12 protein-coding genes are annotated in these 16,290 nt (G+C 39.3%); 9 read left to right on the forward strand and 3 right to left on the reverse strand.

All coding sequences use genetic code 11. From position 1 onward, the window contains the following. Nucleotides 1-13 precede the first annotated feature (13 nt). On the forward strand, nucleotides 14-1,135 hold the full coding sequence (locus CHB68_RS14095; RefSeq protein ID WP_089261743.1) for a PQQ-dependent sugar dehydrogenase: 1,122 nt from the start codon (nucleotides 14-16) through the stop codon (nucleotides 1,133-1,135). A gap of 40 nt (nucleotides 1,136-1,175) precedes the next feature. Here CHB68_RS14095 and murQ read toward each other — a convergent pair whose 3' ends face one another. Further along, a complete protein-coding gene (gene murQ / locus CHB68_RS14100; RefSeq protein WP_089261745.1) occupies nucleotides 1,176-1,991 on the reverse strand; it encodes an N-acetylmuramic acid 6-phosphate etherase in 816 nt (271 codons plus the stop codon). A 4-nt stretch (nucleotides 1,992-1,995) separates the two neighbouring features. Further along, nucleotides 1,996-2,745, reverse strand: coding sequence for a DeoR/GlpR family DNA-binding transcription regulator (locus CHB68_RS14105; protein ID WP_089261747.1), 750 nt, complete (start codon nucleotides 2,743-2,745; stop codon nucleotides 1,996-1,998). 201 nt (nucleotides 2,746-2,946) lie between these two features. Here CHB68_RS14105 and nagB point away from each other — a divergent pair, with 201 nt between their 5' ends. From nagB to acs, 8 genes are all read left to right on the forward strand, one after another. Beyond that, a complete protein-coding gene (gene nagB, locus CHB68_RS14110) occupies nucleotides 2,947-4,875 on the forward strand; it encodes a glucosamine-6-phosphate deaminase (protein WP_089261750.1) in 1,929 nt (642 codons plus the stop codon). Nucleotides 4,876-4,936: 61 nt separating this feature from the next. Continuing rightward, on the forward strand, nucleotides 4,937-6,469 hold the full coding sequence (locus tag CHB68_RS14115; RefSeq protein WP_089261752.1) for a glycoside hydrolase family 10 protein: 1,533 nt from the start codon (nucleotides 4,937-4,939) through the stop codon (nucleotides 6,467-6,469). Continuing rightward, a complete protein-coding gene (locus tag CHB68_RS14120) occupies nucleotides 6,453-7,727 on the forward strand; it encodes an MFS transporter (RefSeq protein ID WP_089261754.1) in 1,275 nt (424 codons plus the stop codon). The genes CHB68_RS14115 and CHB68_RS14120 overlap by 17 nt, the downstream gene beginning before the upstream one ends. Then, entirely contained in the window at nucleotides 7,720-9,276 is a 1,557-nt protein-coding gene (locus CHB68_RS14125) for a glycoside hydrolase family 3 protein (protein WP_089261756.1), read from the forward strand. Before CHB68_RS14120 ends, CHB68_RS14125 begins: the two co-directional genes overlap by 8 nt. A 24-nt stretch (nucleotides 9,277-9,300) precedes the next feature. Continuing rightward, nucleotides 9,301-10,377, forward strand: coding sequence for an anhydro-N-acetylmuramic acid kinase (locus CHB68_RS14130; RefSeq protein ID WP_089261758.1), 1,077 nt, complete (start codon nucleotides 9,301-9,303; stop codon nucleotides 10,375-10,377). A 41-nt stretch (nucleotides 10,378-10,418) separates the two neighbouring features. Then, on the forward strand, nucleotides 10,419-10,679 hold the full coding sequence (locus CHB68_RS14135) for a DUF4212 domain-containing protein (protein ID WP_089261760.1): 261 nt from the start codon (nucleotides 10,419-10,421) through the stop codon (nucleotides 10,677-10,679). A 33-nt stretch (nucleotides 10,680-10,712) separates the two neighbouring features. After that, nucleotides 10,713-12,407, forward strand: a complete 1,695-nt coding sequence (locus CHB68_RS14140; RefSeq protein ID WP_089261762.1) for a sodium:solute symporter family protein — start codon at nucleotides 10,713-10,715, stop codon at nucleotides 12,405-12,407. A gap of 68 nt (nucleotides 12,408-12,475) precedes the next feature. Next, a complete protein-coding gene (gene acs, locus CHB68_RS14145) occupies nucleotides 12,476-14,383 on the forward strand; it encodes an acetate--CoA ligase (RefSeq protein ID WP_089261764.1) in 1,908 nt (635 codons plus the stop codon). A 643-nt stretch (nucleotides 14,384-15,026) separates the two neighbouring features. On the opposite strand, the gene CHB68_RS14150 is transcribed toward acs, so the two are convergent. Next, a complete protein-coding gene (locus CHB68_RS14150) occupies nucleotides 15,027-16,250 on the reverse strand; it encodes an MFS transporter (RefSeq protein ID WP_089261766.1) in 1,224 nt (407 codons plus the stop codon). Nucleotides 16,251-16,290 lie beyond the last annotated feature (40 nt).

Genomic DNA, 16,290 nt, shown 5'->3' on the forward strand with positions numbered 1-16,290 from the left:
CTAACGTCTCAATATGAAAAAAAGTATCGTTCTACAGCTTTTATTTGTTGTAATGCTCAATTCCTCTTGTGCACAAAATATTGAAAACAAAGTAATTACACCAAACACTTCTGTTTTTGACGCAGAGTTGTTCGTCGATCAGCTACAGATTCCATGGGGGTTTGCATTCCTTCCGGATAAAAGTATATTGATTACAGAAAAATCGGGAAAATTGATTCATTTTAAGGATGGCAAAAAATCGATGATCGGTAATGTTCCCGATGTTTATCAGCGTGGTCAGGGTGGGCTTCTGGATATTGCCCTGCACCCGAATTACGACAAAAACGGATGGATTTATATCACTCTCGCCTCTGCATCGGGCGATGAAAAAGGAGGTAACACCGCACTAATGAGGGCTAAATTGAGCAATGATAAACTAACGGATGTTGAACAATTGTACAAGGCCGTACCCAATACCACCAAAGGCCAACATTTTGGGTCCAGAATAGCGTTTGACAATGAAGGCTACCTCTACTTTTCCATAGGGGAAAGAGGCGACCGGGATATCAACCCACAGGACATAAAACGAGATGGCGGTAAAATCTATCGATTACATGATGATGGCAGAATTCCAGCGGATAATCCTTTTATAGGTGTGGATGGTGCCAAAACGGCAATCTATAGCTACGGACACCGTAATCCCCAAGGATTGATAAAACATCCCGTTACGGGAGAAATTTGGGACAATGAGCACGGACCTAGAGGCGGGGATGAAATCAACATTATTAAAAAAGGAGCTAACTACGGATGGCCATTGGCCACTTATGGCATTAACTATAGCGGTACACCAATAACGGATCAAAAGAGTATTTCCGGTATGGAGAACCCCGTACACTACTGGGTGCCTTCCATTGCCCCTAGCGGTATGGCCTATGTAACGTCAAACAAATATAAGGGATGGAAAGGTAGCTTACTGGTAGGGTCTTTGGCCTTTCAATACCTTGAACGTTTGGAACTGAACGGAAACAAGGTGACCTTACGCGAGAAACTTATGCCAAATTTAGGAAGGGTCAGGGCAGTAAAGGAAGGCCCGGATGGCTTAATTTATGTAGCGGTAGAAGGAAAAGGAATTTACAGGTTAGTCCCCAAAAAATGATTATTCAGGAACTATTAATTCTGTTTAAAAAAGTATAAATTCAATTACCCTTAACAGACTCTACCGCTAATTTAACGGACCCATATTTTTTGAGAAGTTTTTCAGCTTCCGCATAGCCAATACCTAAATCCTCCATAATGTAGCGGGTTCCTCGGTCCACCAGCTTATCATTGCTCATTTGCATATTTACCATTTTGTTCCCCTTTACCCTTCCAATTTTTATCATCAACGCGGTAGAAATCATGTTCAATGCCAATTTTTGCGATGTACCACTTTTCATTCTTGTACTACCGGTAAGGAACTCTGGACCAACATTGATTTCTATGGGGACATCTGCAATTTTAGCAATCGGCGACCCAGGGTTATTGGTAATGGCAGCAGTAAAGATCCCATTGGCCTTTGCCGCTTTAAGCCCACCAACCACATAAGGCGTACTACCGGATGCTGCTATACCAACTACAACATCCTTTTCCGTAATTTGATGCTCTTTTAAATCTACCCATGCCTGTTCCATTGCATCTTCTGCATTTTCTACAGCTTTTCTGATCGCAGTATCACCGCCCGCGATAAGACCTACCACTCGTTCATGGGGCATTCCAAAAGTTGGGGGTATTTCAGAAGCATCCAGAATACCTAAACGACCACTTGTACCTGCACCTATGTAAAACAGTCTACCACCTTGATCAAAACGGTTTGCCAGCGCATCTACTAAAATTGTAATCTGTGGTATGGTTTTTTTTACCGCAGCCGCAATTTTTTCATCCTCCTCGTTCATTTTTTGCAAGATTGTTGCGGTATCCATCATTTCCAAATGGTCGTGATTGGATGGCATTTCGGTAATTTTTTTGTAATCCATATACTTAAATAATTTTTATATCATGGTTTTTAAACGCATTGAGCAGGGTGTTTTCCGGTTTTAATTCCGTAATCATAGTATTAATGGAATTGATATCACAGGTTTTATAGCGGTGTTGTGAGTTCAATTTTTCAGAAATGGACAACAGAACCGTTTTTTTTGATGCCTTGATTACCGCTTTTTTAATCTGAACGATATCCCAATCAAACTCCGTTAGCCCATAAATAGCATCTACATAACCCGTACCTATAAAACTATAGTCAAACCTAATTTCCGATAAATGGTGTATGGCATTTGCCCCAATTGCTATCTGTGCTTCCTTTGCAATTTGTCCTCCAATGGAAATTACACTGATATTTTCTTTATTGGAAAGTTCCATTGCGACCGGCAGACTTATTGTAAAACAGGTAAGGTTTAGGTTTTCCGGTATAATTCTGGCCATTTCCAAACAAGTTGTGCCCCCATCTATAAAGATAACGGCACCATCTTTCAATAAACTTATTGCCTTGGTGGCGATCGCCATTTTTTGGTCTAGCTTATAAATTTTGGTATTACGTGCACTATTGCTCATAAAACCCATGGATATGGCACCACCGTGTACTTTTCGTAATTTTTTCTCCGCATCCAGCTCCTTAACATCTCTTCTAACGGTATCGATAGATACATCCAAGGCCTCTGCGATATCGGTCAATAAAATTCTATTATGAAGATCTACCTCATTTAAAATAGTTCTGTGACGTTCCTCTTTTAGCATTTTACAACAACATATTTTAGCGAATTAAGGCAAAGATAACATTTTAATTTACTTGCCGTTTTATGACGTTAAAGTTAATAAAACAACATATCAATATTAATTAACAGCAAAATAAAGCAAATTTTATTGCAAAAAACGGCATAAATGCAAAATAGTGCATATATTTGCATGAATTTAAAACCAAAATTTTATTGCTGTCCTATGAAAAACGCCTTACAAGATTCTAAGATTGATATCAGCCATAAACCCATTGGCCAATTTGAGGAAACTCGTTTTGAAAAAATCCATAATGTAATCTTCCAAGATTCCAACATTGCATCCATTAAAGTTGCGGAAGAAATTGCCAACCTGATCAAGAAAAGACAGGGGCAAAAAAGAAAGTGTGTACTAGGACTGGCAACCGGCTCTTCCCCAATTAGGGTATATGAAGAATTGGTACGTATGCACAAGGAAGAAGGATTAAGTTTTAAAAACGTGGTTACTTTTAATTTGGATGAATATCTACCTATGGAGCCCAATAACATACAAAGTTATTTTTACTTCATGCACGAACATTTGTTCAACCATATAGATATCCCAGAAGAAAACATTCATATTCCAGACGGTACGGTCAGCAGTGATGAAACTACCGCTTATTGCCTTTCCTACGAAAGAAAGATCAAAGAACATGGAGGTCTTGATTTTCAATTGTTGGGCATAGGTAGAACAGGCCATATAGGTTTTAACGAACCAGGATCACATTTGAATTCCGGTACAAGGGTCATAACCTTGGACCACATTACTCGCGTAGATGCGGCTCCATCGTTCTTGGGAATAGACAATGTTCCCAGAAAAGCCATTACAATGGGTATTTCAACAGTAAAAAAGGCTAAACGCATTATACTCTTGGGCTGGGGTCAAAACAAGGCGGATATTATCAAAAAAACTATAGAGGGGGAAATATCCTCACATGTACCCGCCACCTACTTGCAGGACCATGACAATTGTACGTTTGTTCTAGATACAAGTGCCGGTACCGAGCTTACCAGAAATAAGACTCCATGGCTGGTAGATGCCTGTACCTGGACGGACGAGCTAAAATCCAAAGCTATGGTTTGGCTATGCGAAACTACCGGTAAAACAATATTGAGTTTAACGGATAAGGATTATAATGACAATGGTATGGCAGATCTCTTAGCACAGGAAGATGCCTATAACCTAAACATTAAAATGTTCAACAAACTTCAGCATACCATTACAGGTTGGCCCGGGGGCAAGCCCAATGCCGATGACACCCACAGACCGGAACGCGCAACCCCGGCACAAAAAAGGGTCATTATCTTTAGTCCACACCCAGATGATGACGTCATTTCAATGGGCGGTACTTTTGACAGGTTGGTTGAACAAGGTCATGATGTACATATTGTCTACCAAACCTCAGGAAATATTGCGGTATCTGATGTTGATGCAAGAAAATATGCGGAAATAGCGATGCAGATCACCCCTTCTTCCGAAGCGGAAAAAATCATAAAATCCATTACGGACAAAAATGAGACCAGGATAGATTCTCCCGAAGTCAGAAATCTAAAAGGTAAGATCAGACGCGGGGAAAGCTATGCGGCAACAAGATATATGGGACTACAGGATGAAAATGTACACTTCTTGGACCTGCCATTTTATGAAACAGGAACCATTAAAAAGAAAAATTTAAGCGCTAAGGACATTGCATTAATGGTGGAGATTATTAGTAAGATAAAACCTCATCAAATTTATGCCGCAGGAGATTTGGCAGACCCGCACGGAACGCATAAAGTTTGTCTAGATGCTGTTTTTGCAGCCTGTGAGCAATTGAAATCAGAACCGTTTATGAAAGATTGCTGGTTATGGCTGTATAGAGGAGCTTGGCATGAATGGGATATCAACGAAATTGAGATGGCCGTACCAATGAGTCCGGGGCAGGTATTGAAAAAACGAAATGCCATATTTTGCCATCAATCTCAAAAAGATGGGGTCATGTTCCAAGGAGATGACTCTAGGGAATTTTGGATGCGCGCCGAGGAACGTAACCGTGACACGGCCAATAAATATAAGGCGTTAGGACTTTCTTCCTATGCCGCTATGGAAGCCTTTGTACGCCATAAATTCAATTAACATATTCTTTATTCAAAAAGGCCTATTTTAGTTCTAAAATGGGCCTTTTTCATTCCTATATATGTCAAAATACATCATCTTAATAATTTGCATTCTTTTATTTCATTCCTGTGGAGTTTTTAAAACCTATGAGAAACATCCTAAAACAGAATTTAGAGGGGTTTGGATCGCAACCGTAGTAAATATTGACTGGCCAAAAAATGGAAATGACACTTCTAAGAAACAAAAGGAAGACTATTTAAAAATTCTAGATTTTTACCAAAAAGAGAATTACAATGCAGTCATTGTACAAATACGTGCTGCAGGTGATGCCTTTTACGATTCTGAATTTGCTCCTTGGTCTAGATTTCTGTCCGGTGAAGAAGGAAAAGCTCCAGAATGGAATACCGATGTGCTGGACTGGATGATCAAAGAAGCGCATTTGCGGGGAATGGAATTTCATGCATGGTTAAATCCGTACAGGGCAACTTTCGATGAAAATTTTGAAGTTCTTTCAAAATCCCATGATTACTGTACCCACCCAGAATGGATGGTGCATTACGGAAAAAAGAATTATTACAATCCCGGGTTACCAGAGGTTCAAAAAAGATTCTCTGAAATTGTGGGTGAAATAGTTACCAATTATGATATAGATGCCATACATTTTGATGATTATTTTTACCCCTATAGAATTAAGGATGAAATCTTCAATGATTCAACAGCATTTAAAACCTATGCAAAGCCAAATCAAAATTTAGAGGATTGGAGACGTAGTAATATTGATTCTTTGGTACTACAGACCCACCGCACCATTAAATCCATTAAACCATATGTCCAGTTTGGAATAAGTCCGTTTGGGGTATGGAAAAATAAAACAACAGACCCAAGTGGGTCCAATACCAAAGCTGGTCAAACTACCTTTGAGGACTTATATGCAGATCCGTTATTATGGATGAAAAATGGGTGGATAGATTACTTAGCTCCACAAATTTATTGGAGCATGGATCTCAAAGCGGCACCACACGCAACTTTGGTAGATTGGTGGGCCAATAACAGCTACAATACCAACATATATATAGGTAATGGCGCATATAAAGTCAAAAACAACAGTGACCCCGCCTGGAACAATCCAAAGGAACTTCCTCAGCAATTAGAACTGGCTAGAAAAACCCCTGAGGTATTTGGAAATATTATGTTCAGTGCAAAATCATTAATGAACGACAATGAGGATGTTGTGAACGCAATACGCAAAGATTTTTATAAGGTACCGGCCTTGACCCCTTCATTTTCATCCTTGAACATAACAGCAGTGCCTACACCGCGTTTGGCAATTACTGAACTAAACGATCAAGAATTTATTCTGCACATAGAAGATATCGTCAATATGAGATATGCAGTGTTATACAAATCTGGCCGTAAGGTAAAGGAGGCATACAAAATGAAGAAATTGGTAAAAAAAATATTTTTGGATGAAAACCCCAACACCATAAGTATTCCAAAAACAGCTATTAGCGACAATTTTATAGCCCTTAGTTTCATAGACAAATATGGTGTAGAAACAGCGGCAACCGTAATTAATATTAAGAAATTAAAAAAGAATGGTACAAAAAGATAAAGGAGCTTGGGCATGGGTACCGGTCTTATATTTTACACAAGGTTTGCCTTATGTTTTAGTAGTTACCGTATCAGTAATCATGTACAAAAAACTTGGTGTAAGCAATGAAGATATAGGTCTATATACCAGCTTATTGTACTTGCCTTGGGTGTTAAAACCACTATGGAGCCCTTTTGTGGATTTAAAAAGCACAAAGCGTAACTGGTTTCTAGCCATGCAATTGCTAATAGCTATTGCCCTATTGGGCGTAGGCCTTACCCTACCTACCAATATGTTCTTTATCTCCTCCCTTGCTTGTTTCTGGATGGCCGCTTTTGCTTCTGCTACCAATGATATTGCTTCAGATGGTTATTATATGCTGGGACTAACGGAAAAAAAACAATCTTTTTTTGTGGGGATGCGCAGTACGTTTTATAGATTGGCCATGGTCACGGGAGAAGGATTAATTGTTGTTTTGGCAGGTTTCCTTGAAAATAAGTATGGTGACAATACCAAGGCATGGAGCATTACCATGTCCGCGGCAGCATTCTTAATGCTGATCATGACGGTGACCAATTTTTTTGTAACCCCAAAATATGAATCGGAAAATGGGATAAATAACGAAAAAGCTACTGGCTTCTTGGAAGTTTTTTCTTCATTTTTCAAAAAGCCGGGTATAGGAATTGCTCTAGCTTTTATTTTAACTTACCGTTTAGGAGAATCGCAATTGGTTAAAATGGCATCGCCTTTTTTGTTGGACACACCAGATAAAGGCGGCTTAGGATATTCCACGGAACAGTTGGGAACCATATTTGGTACGGCTGGCGTAATTTTTCTATCCATTGGAGGTATATTGGGAGGAATCTTGATTTCTAAGGATGGATTAAAAAAATGGATGCTACCTATGGTCCTTTCGTTAAACCTTCCAAATATTTTATATGCGGTGTTGGCATTCACGAATACCACCAACATATATGCAGTGACCGCAACGGTTATATTTGAGAAATTTGGCTATGGGTTTGGTTTTGCAGCCTTCTTGATGTATTTAATCTATATAGCGGATGGCAAATCAAAAACATCACATTATGCAATTGCTACTGGTTTTATGGCCTTAGGAATGATGCTGCCCGGCATGATCAGCGGTTATATGCAACAGTGGTTAGGTTATGACGGCTTTTTTATCTGGGTGGTCATTGCGGCCCTCCCTGCCCTATTACTATTAAAGTTTATAACCTATCCAGCAGATTTCGGTAAAAAAACAGCAGTTCCCAATGAATAAGATTATGCTAACCCAAGAGACACTAGACCAACTTACAACTACGGAAAAAGTAGGTCAATTATTTATGCCTGCCGCTTTTATCAATGATACCGAAGATGAGATACGAGATCTAGAAAATTTAATAGCCAATTACCATATTGGAGGATTGTGTTTTTTTCATTCCAGAGCAAGTGCAGCTACAAATTTTGAAGGAAAGAAAAAGATAGCTCACAATGCGCACAGTTTTGAGGTGCTTAAACAACTGATTAACCGTTACCAACAAGCAGCTAAACACCCCCTTTTAATAGCAATTGATGCGGAATGGGGGTTGGCAATGCGTATTGAAAATACACCACAATACCCTTATGCCATAACCTTAGGGGCTAATACCGACAATTTGGATTTGGTGTTTGAAGTTGGAAAACAAATTGCAATAGACTGTAAAGCGGCTGGTATACATTGGAATCTCTCTCCGGTAGTGGACATAAATACCAACCCCAATAATCCAGTAATTGGTTATCGTTCCTTTGGTGAAAACAAAGACCATGTAACCTCATTGGCAACCGCATATGTAAATGGAACGCAGAGCGAAGGCATCCTTACGAGTATTAAACATTTTCCAGGACATGGTGATACTGCTACAGATTCACATTTAGGATTACCTGTAATAGACAAAACCAAGGCCGAGCTTTTGGAAAATGAACTATATCCTTTTCAACAGCTCATTAAAAATGGGGTAAATTCCATAATGGTAGGCCATTTATCAGTACCTGCACTGACAGCGGATAGAAGTTTACCCTCTAGTATCAATAAAGATATTATTACGGGAATATTAAGAAACGAAATGGGTTTTGACGGAGTAGTCATATCCGATGCGCTGAACATGCATGCCGTATCAAAAAACTATCCTACACCAGGGCAATTAGAATGGCTGGCATTTAATGCCGGAAATGACGTTTTGTGTTTTGCGGAGCATATAAAAGAAGGTATCGACATGATACTAAAAAACGCATCAATTGCCCAAATTAACAAAAGTCTTGAACGAATTTGGAAGCTTAAAACAAAGGCTTTTCAAAATACAGACCCAAATATTGAGCTCACCAACCCTAGTTCCTTAAACCGAAAGATTGCAGAGCGATCGCTCACGTTACAGGTTGGTACTACAAAGGCAATTGAAAAATTCAGACAAACAAATCACTGCACTATTACAATAAAACGCTATAGTGCTGATCAATCCGAAAAAGAAATATTAGCATCCTTGAAAGAAATGCAGAATGATGTTGCAGATGAGACAGATGCGTTGATACTACTGACCCCACCACAAATAAAACCCACGAACAATTTTGGATTCCTGAAGGAAGAAATTGAGTTCATAAATCATCTTATAAAAAGAAAAAACGTAGTGCTGTATCATTTTGGCAATCCCTATGCCCTTAAATTTTTTGATATAGACAAGACAACAGCTACGGTAATTGTCTATCAAAATTTTAAGGAATTTCAAGACGTGGCCACCGCTCATTTTTTGGGAACAATTGAAGCTCATGGAAGACTTCCGGTGGCATTAAATTAATTAGATCATTTAAATATCATTCAAATGAAGGTTTATAAAATTCTTGGTCTTATGTCCGGCACATCTTTAGATGGACTGGACTTGGCATACTGTCACATTTGGGAAAACAAAGGGTCTTGGAAATTTGAAATTAAGGCCTCCAAAAGTATATCGTATTCCAAGGAAATGTTAGTTGAACTTAAAGATGCTATTGGTTTATCCGCCGAAAAACTGATTGAACTTCATAATACATATGGAACTTGGCTTGGGGAACAATCCTTACAATTTATTAAAGATCATCATTTAGAAGTTGAGTATATAGCCAGTCATGGCCATACCACGCACCACCGTCCGGAGATGGGACTTACTTTCCAAATTGGATCAGGTCAACATTTGGCCAATGTCAGCGGAATTAAGGTCATTGCGGATTTTAGGACCAATGACATGGCCCTTGGCGGTCAGGGAGCTCCTTTAGTCCCCATTGGCGACCGACTTTTCTTTGACGAGTATGACTTCTGTCTAAATCTTGGGGGCATTAGCAATATATCCTTTGAGGTAAAGAACAAACGTATTGCCTATGATATAGGTTTGGCAAATATGATATTGAACTATATCACCAGAAAAGTTGATTTGGAATATGATGAAGATGGAAGATTAGCAAGCAGCGGGGCCATAAATGAAACGATGTTAAAACGACTGAACGATTTACAGTACTACCTTTTGCCCCATCCAAAATCAATTGGTTATGAATGGTTTTTGGAAGAAGTCTTACCAATCGTTGAAGAAACGGAAGACACCATAGAAAATTTACTCCACACCAGCATTCACCATGTGTGCGATAAAATAGCACAACAGGTAAAATTGAACACAAAGAAAAAAACGCAACGATTATTGGTAACTGGTGGCGGTGCATTAAACTCTTTCCTTATAAGGATATTACAGCAAAAGCTAGGTCAGGGCACAGAAATCGTTATACCAGAAAAAATAATCATTGAATTCAAGGAAGCACTTGTATTTGCATTAATGGGGGTGTTAAGGGTAGAACAACAAACAAATGTTCTGTCTTCTGTTACAGGAGCCAAAAAAGATTCCTCTAGTGGAGTATTGTTCATACCAAATTGAACTTTTTTACCTAATTTACTGGATTGTAAATCAACTTAAAGATGTCAGAAAAACAAAAGAAAGCAACTGCTTACTGGAAAGAGAACGTAAAATATCTTTTCATTTTATTGACTATTTGGTTCCTGGTTTCGTTCGGTGCGGGAATTTTATTAAAAGATGCCTTGGATTCCATTACCATAGGTGGATTTAAACTAGGGTTTTGGTTTGCACAACAGGGTGCCATCTATGTGTTTGTTATCCTCATATTTGTATATGTAAGGCTCATGAACAAATTGGATAAAAAATACCAATACAACGACTAGACCATTCTCTAACCAACCAAAATTACCAACAATATGAGTGTTCAAACCTGGACGTATATTTTAGTAGGGCTTACCTTTGCCCTTTATATCGGCATAGCTATTTGGTCAAGGGCCGGTTCAACAAAAGATTTTTATGTAGCCGGTGGGGGCGTATCTCCCCTTGCCAATGGCATGGCTACCGCAGCGGATTGGATGTCAGCTGCATCATTTATTTCAATGGCCGGAATAATTTCATTTGCAGGCTATGACGGTTCCGTTTACCTAATGGGCTGGACCGGCGGGTATGTACTGTTGGCACTTTTATTGGCTCCCTACCTTCGTAAATTTGGAAAGTTTACGGTGCCTGATTTCATAGGCGACCGCTATTATTCAAAAACAGCTCGCATTGTGGCCGTCATCTGCGCACTTATCGTATCCTTCACGTATGTAGCTGGGCAAATGCGTGGTGTAGGTGTCGTTTTCTCCAGGTTTTTACAAGTAGATATCAATACAGGTGTAATTATAGGTATGGTGATTGTCCTATTTTATGCGGTTCTTGGCGGAATGAAAGGCATAACCTATACACAGGTTGCCCAGTATTGCGTATTGATATTTGCCTTTATGGTTCCAGCCATATTCATATCCATACAAATGACAGGCAACCCAATTCCACAATTGGGCATGGGGGCTACCCTCAACGATGGTTCCGGTACTTATTTACTGGAAAAGTTGGATGGTCTCTCCACTGAACTTGGTTTTAATGAATATACCAATGGGTCAAAATCTATCACCGATATATTTGCAATAACACTTGCCTTAATGGTCGGAACCGCAGGTTTGCCCCATGTTATCGTTCGTTTCTTCACCGTAAAAAAAGTAAAGGATGCACGTAAGTCTGCAGGGCTGGCGCTTTTGCTGATTGCCATACTATACACAACGGCACCAGCGGTAGCCGTTTTTGCAAAAACAAATTTAATTGATACGGTAAGTAACCAAGAATATTCCAGTATGCCCGTTTGGTTTAAAAACTGGGAGGAAACCGGCCTACTTTCTTTTGATGATAAAAATGAAGATGGAAAAATTCAATATGTAGCGGATAAAGTAAAAAATGAGCTTACGATCGACAATGACATTATGGTATTGGCAAATCCTGAAATTGCAAACTTACCTGCTTGGGTAATTGCCTTGGTAGCAGCAGGTGGTCTTGCCGCCGCACTTTCAACCGCCGCAGGTTTATTGTTGGTGATATCAGCTTCCGTTTCCCATGATTTGGTAAAAAAGGTATTTAACCCCAACATATCGGACAAGGCAGAATTATGGGTGGCAAGAGGTTCTGCAACTGTTGCAGTCGCAATAGCAGGTTACTTTGGCATTAATCCGCCTGGTTTTGTAGCTGCCGTAGTGGCTTTGGCATTTGGGCTGGCAGCGGCTTCATTTTTTCCGGCCATTGTACTAGGTATTTTTTATAAAAAAATGAATAAGGAAGGAGCTATTAGCGGTATGGTAGTAGGAATTCTACTTATGCTTTTTTATATGACTAAATTTAAATTCGGTTGGTTTGGTGGAGGAACACAAGACGACTGGTGGTTTGGTATTTCACCGGAAGGATTTGGTAGTATTGCCATGATCGCTAACTTTATAGTATCGATCATTGTTTTACAATTTACACCTGAGCCGCCGGAAGATGTTCAAGAAATTGTGGAGAATATTAGAATTCCAAGCGGAGCAGGAGAAGCAACCGGTCACTGATTTGAAAACAACTTTTATCAACAACCATAGGGATGTAAAATCCTTGAATAATATAATTAACGCATACAATGAGTAATTATCACATTAAGCATTTAGAGGAATATTTTCAGGTTTATAGAAAATCCATTCGAAACCCTGAAGCCTTTTGGGAGGAAATTGCAGAAGAGCATTTTGTTTGGCGCAAGCGCTGGGACAATGTGTTGAGCTGGGATTTTAAAAAACCGGAGATTAAATGGTTTGAAGGGGCAAAACTGAACATAACGGAAAATTGTTTGGACCGCCACCTACCCACAAGGGGAGATAAAACGGCCATAATTTTTGAACCTAACGACCCCAAGGAAGAAGCAACCCATATTACCTATAGACAATTACATGAACGGGTATGCCGCATGGCTAATGTACTTTTAGACCACGGTGTTAAAAAAGGAGATAGGGTTTGCATCTATTTACCCATGATTCCCGAACTGGCCGTAGCCTTATTGGCATGTGCTAGAATTGGCGCTATCCACTCTGTAGTATTTGCAGGTTTTTCCGCAAATGCGCTATCTACCAGAATTAATGACAGTGACTGTAAGATGGTACTCACCTCAGATGGATCCTTTAGGGGTTCCAAGTCTATTGACCTAAAAGGTATAGTTGACAAGGCCTTGGAAGACTGCCCAGGTGTAGAACATGTATTGGTAGCAAAACGTACAGGCACGGATATACATATGGAAAAAGGAAGGGATAAATGGTTACAGCCCTTGTTAGATGAAGCATATGCGGATTGCGTAGCGGAAATCATGGATGCAGAAGACCCACTGTTTATCTTATACACTTCTGGTTCAACCGGCACTCCAAAAGGTATGGTACATACTACCGCAGGATATATGGTCTATACGGCCTATACTTTTAAAAATGTTTTTCAATATCGAGAACATGATGTGTACTGGTGTACTGCGGATATTGGATGGATAACCGGACATTCTTATATAGTGTACGGACCATTGGCCAATGGTGCAACCACCTTAATGTTTGAAGGGGTTCCCTCCTACCCGGATTATGGTCGTTTTTGGGAAGTTGTAGAAAAGCATAAAGTCAATCAGTTCTATACAGCACCTACCGCTATTAGAGCATTGGCCAAAGAAAATCTGGATTATGTAGAAAAACATGACCTTTCTAGCCTAAAGGTTTTAGGATCTGTAGGCGAACCCATCAATGAAGAGGCATGGCATTGGTACAATAATAATGTGGGGAAGAAAAACAGTCCTATTGTTGATACCTGGTGGCAAACAGAAACCGGTGGTATTATGATTACCCCAATACCGTATGTTACACCAACGGCCCCAACGTATGCAACGCTGCCATTTATTGGTATTCAACCAGCTTTAATGGATGAAAATGCAAAAGAAATCAAAGGGAACCAAGTAGATGGCCGACTTTGTATTAAATTTCCATGGCCTTCAATTGCCCGTACTATTTGGGGCAATCATGACCGTTATAGAGACACCTATTTTAGCGCTTATGAAGACATGTATTTTACGGGTGATGGAGCCCTAAGGGATGCTGTAGGATATTATAGAATTACTGGTAGAGTCGATGATGTTATCATTGTATCCGGTCATAACCTTGGAACAGCACCAATAGAGGATTCCATTAACGAGCACCCTGCCGTAGCAGAGTCCGCAATTGTAGGTTTTCCACATGATGTCAAGGGTAACGCCCTATATGGTTATGTTATTCTAAAAGAGACGGGAGAAAGTAGGGATAGGGACAACCTTAGAAAAGAAATCAATCAACAGATTACAGAACAGATAGGGCCAATTGCAAAATTGGATAAAATCCAGTTTGTTTCTGGCTTGCCAAAAACGCGTAGTGGTAAAATTATGCGCCGCATTTTACGCAAGATTGCAAGTAACGACACCAGCAACCTTGGAGACACAAGTACACTTCTAAATCCAGAAGTTGTTCAAGAAATTATGGATAATGCCCTATAATTTCAAATCATAGAAAAAGTTTTAAGTGTAAATTTCGCCAGACATATTTAAAAAATGGGTCTGGCGAAATTTATTTTATACGGGAAATAGATATATCAATATCAGCATTCTCCCAGCTTTGAATTAATTGCCCTCAATTTCTTTTACCCTTTATACATAATTTAGATTTTGATAAGCCAGTTTTAATCCGTGTAAAGCCCTTCCGTTTTTATAAAGTCTAACTAAGTCTTCATTGTACATTCTTATTACATCTTGGTATATGCCAGCTTCTATATAAATAGCTCCTAGGTGATGCCTTACCCAAAAAAATCAATCTGGTGGTTCGGTATAATTCAGAGCATTTTCAAGTTGATATCGGGCTCCATGCCCGCGTTATAATTTGGACCTAGCACATGAACGGTCTATGCAAAATATTCTCTACCCTACCCATATTCTTACAAGCAATGATAATAAGAAACAGTTCTAAAAAATAAACGGTTGTGTTTTTTACAATTCTCAACATTAAGCTTTTTAAACAATGAAGTTGAAAATATATGTTCATCAATACCAACAACTTAACGTGCGAACAGTGTAGAATAACGTATAAATTACAATTCGTTAAATCTCCGGACAGCCAGATGCTACTAGAAAATATTAGTTGTAATTATTTGGAAAACGCATGGTTGTTGGCAAATAATGGCCTTGTCTTAAAGGTCATGAACAACACTACGGAAAGTAGTCCGCAAATACCTAAGCCTGCAAACAAGGCCCAAACGGAATCTTTTATAAAACTACCTACAAAGATAGAAATAGGAATGGACAAAATAGTGGATACAAAACCGGTTATTGCCGCTCCTATACCTGCTATATGGCCTATTGGTTCCATGGCAATGGAGCGCATATTGCCCCAAATAAAACCAAGACACAAAAACAAGAGCGATAGAAAAACCAAAAGTATGGTAATATTAGGGTCATGGGAATTAACGAACAAAATGCTATAGGTCAACGCTATTGTCGTAAATGCTACCAAAGCCATAAACGAAAGGTTGCGCATGCCAAAACGTAGTACCAAAGTGCCGTTCATTAATGTGGAAAGTCCTACGGACAATGCCAGGCCGGCAAACACGTAAGGAAAAGTATCCGTTAGACCATAAAGGTCTTCAAATACATGTTGGGCAGAACTTAAATACACCAAAAAAGACCCTGTTATAAGTCCGGAAATAATTGTACAGGAAACAGTTTCCTTATACTTGAATATTTCCTTGGTCCCTTTGATGAACACTTTAAAGGAAAATGGAACTTTGTAAGCCGGACTCAATGTTTCTTGTTGTCTCTTAAAAAACCAAATGCCTACGATTAGGGCAAAGAACAATTGCATATAAAAAATGCCCTGCCAACCTGTATACCCCATTACCGCTTTTCCAATGGCCGGTGCCACAACAGGCACCAAAATAAAAAATGCGGTTACAAAGGACATGATCTTGGCCATATAGTCTCCACGATAAGTATCCCTAATAATGGATATACTTATCGTCCTGGGCGCAGAAAGTCCAACACCCTGTAAAATTCTGCCTACCAGCATAATTTCAAGGTTTGGTGCCACCAAACAAATGATACTGGCAATAAAAAAGATGATAAATCCAAAATAGACAATTGGTTTTCTCCCTAAACTATCTGACAAAGGTCCAAAAAACAACTGCCCTACACCCAGTCCAAGAAAAATCATGGTGACCAACAGTTGATTTTGCGTAGGGTCCAAACTGTTTATTGCGATACCAATATCTGCCATTGCCGGTAAAATTGCATCTATGGTAAGTGCCACAATGGACATTAACGAAGCCATTAATGCTACAAATTCAAAATTTGGTTTTGTATGTTCTTGTTGCATCATGCAAAAATAAGGCTTACCATCTCAAGGGGTGTTAATA

The sequence above is a fragment of the Maribacter sedimenticola genome (genome assembly GCF_900188415.1).
In the GTDB taxonomy this organism is placed as follows: domain Bacteria; phylum Bacteroidota; class Bacteroidia; order Flavobacteriales; family Flavobacteriaceae; genus Maribacter; species Maribacter sedimenticola.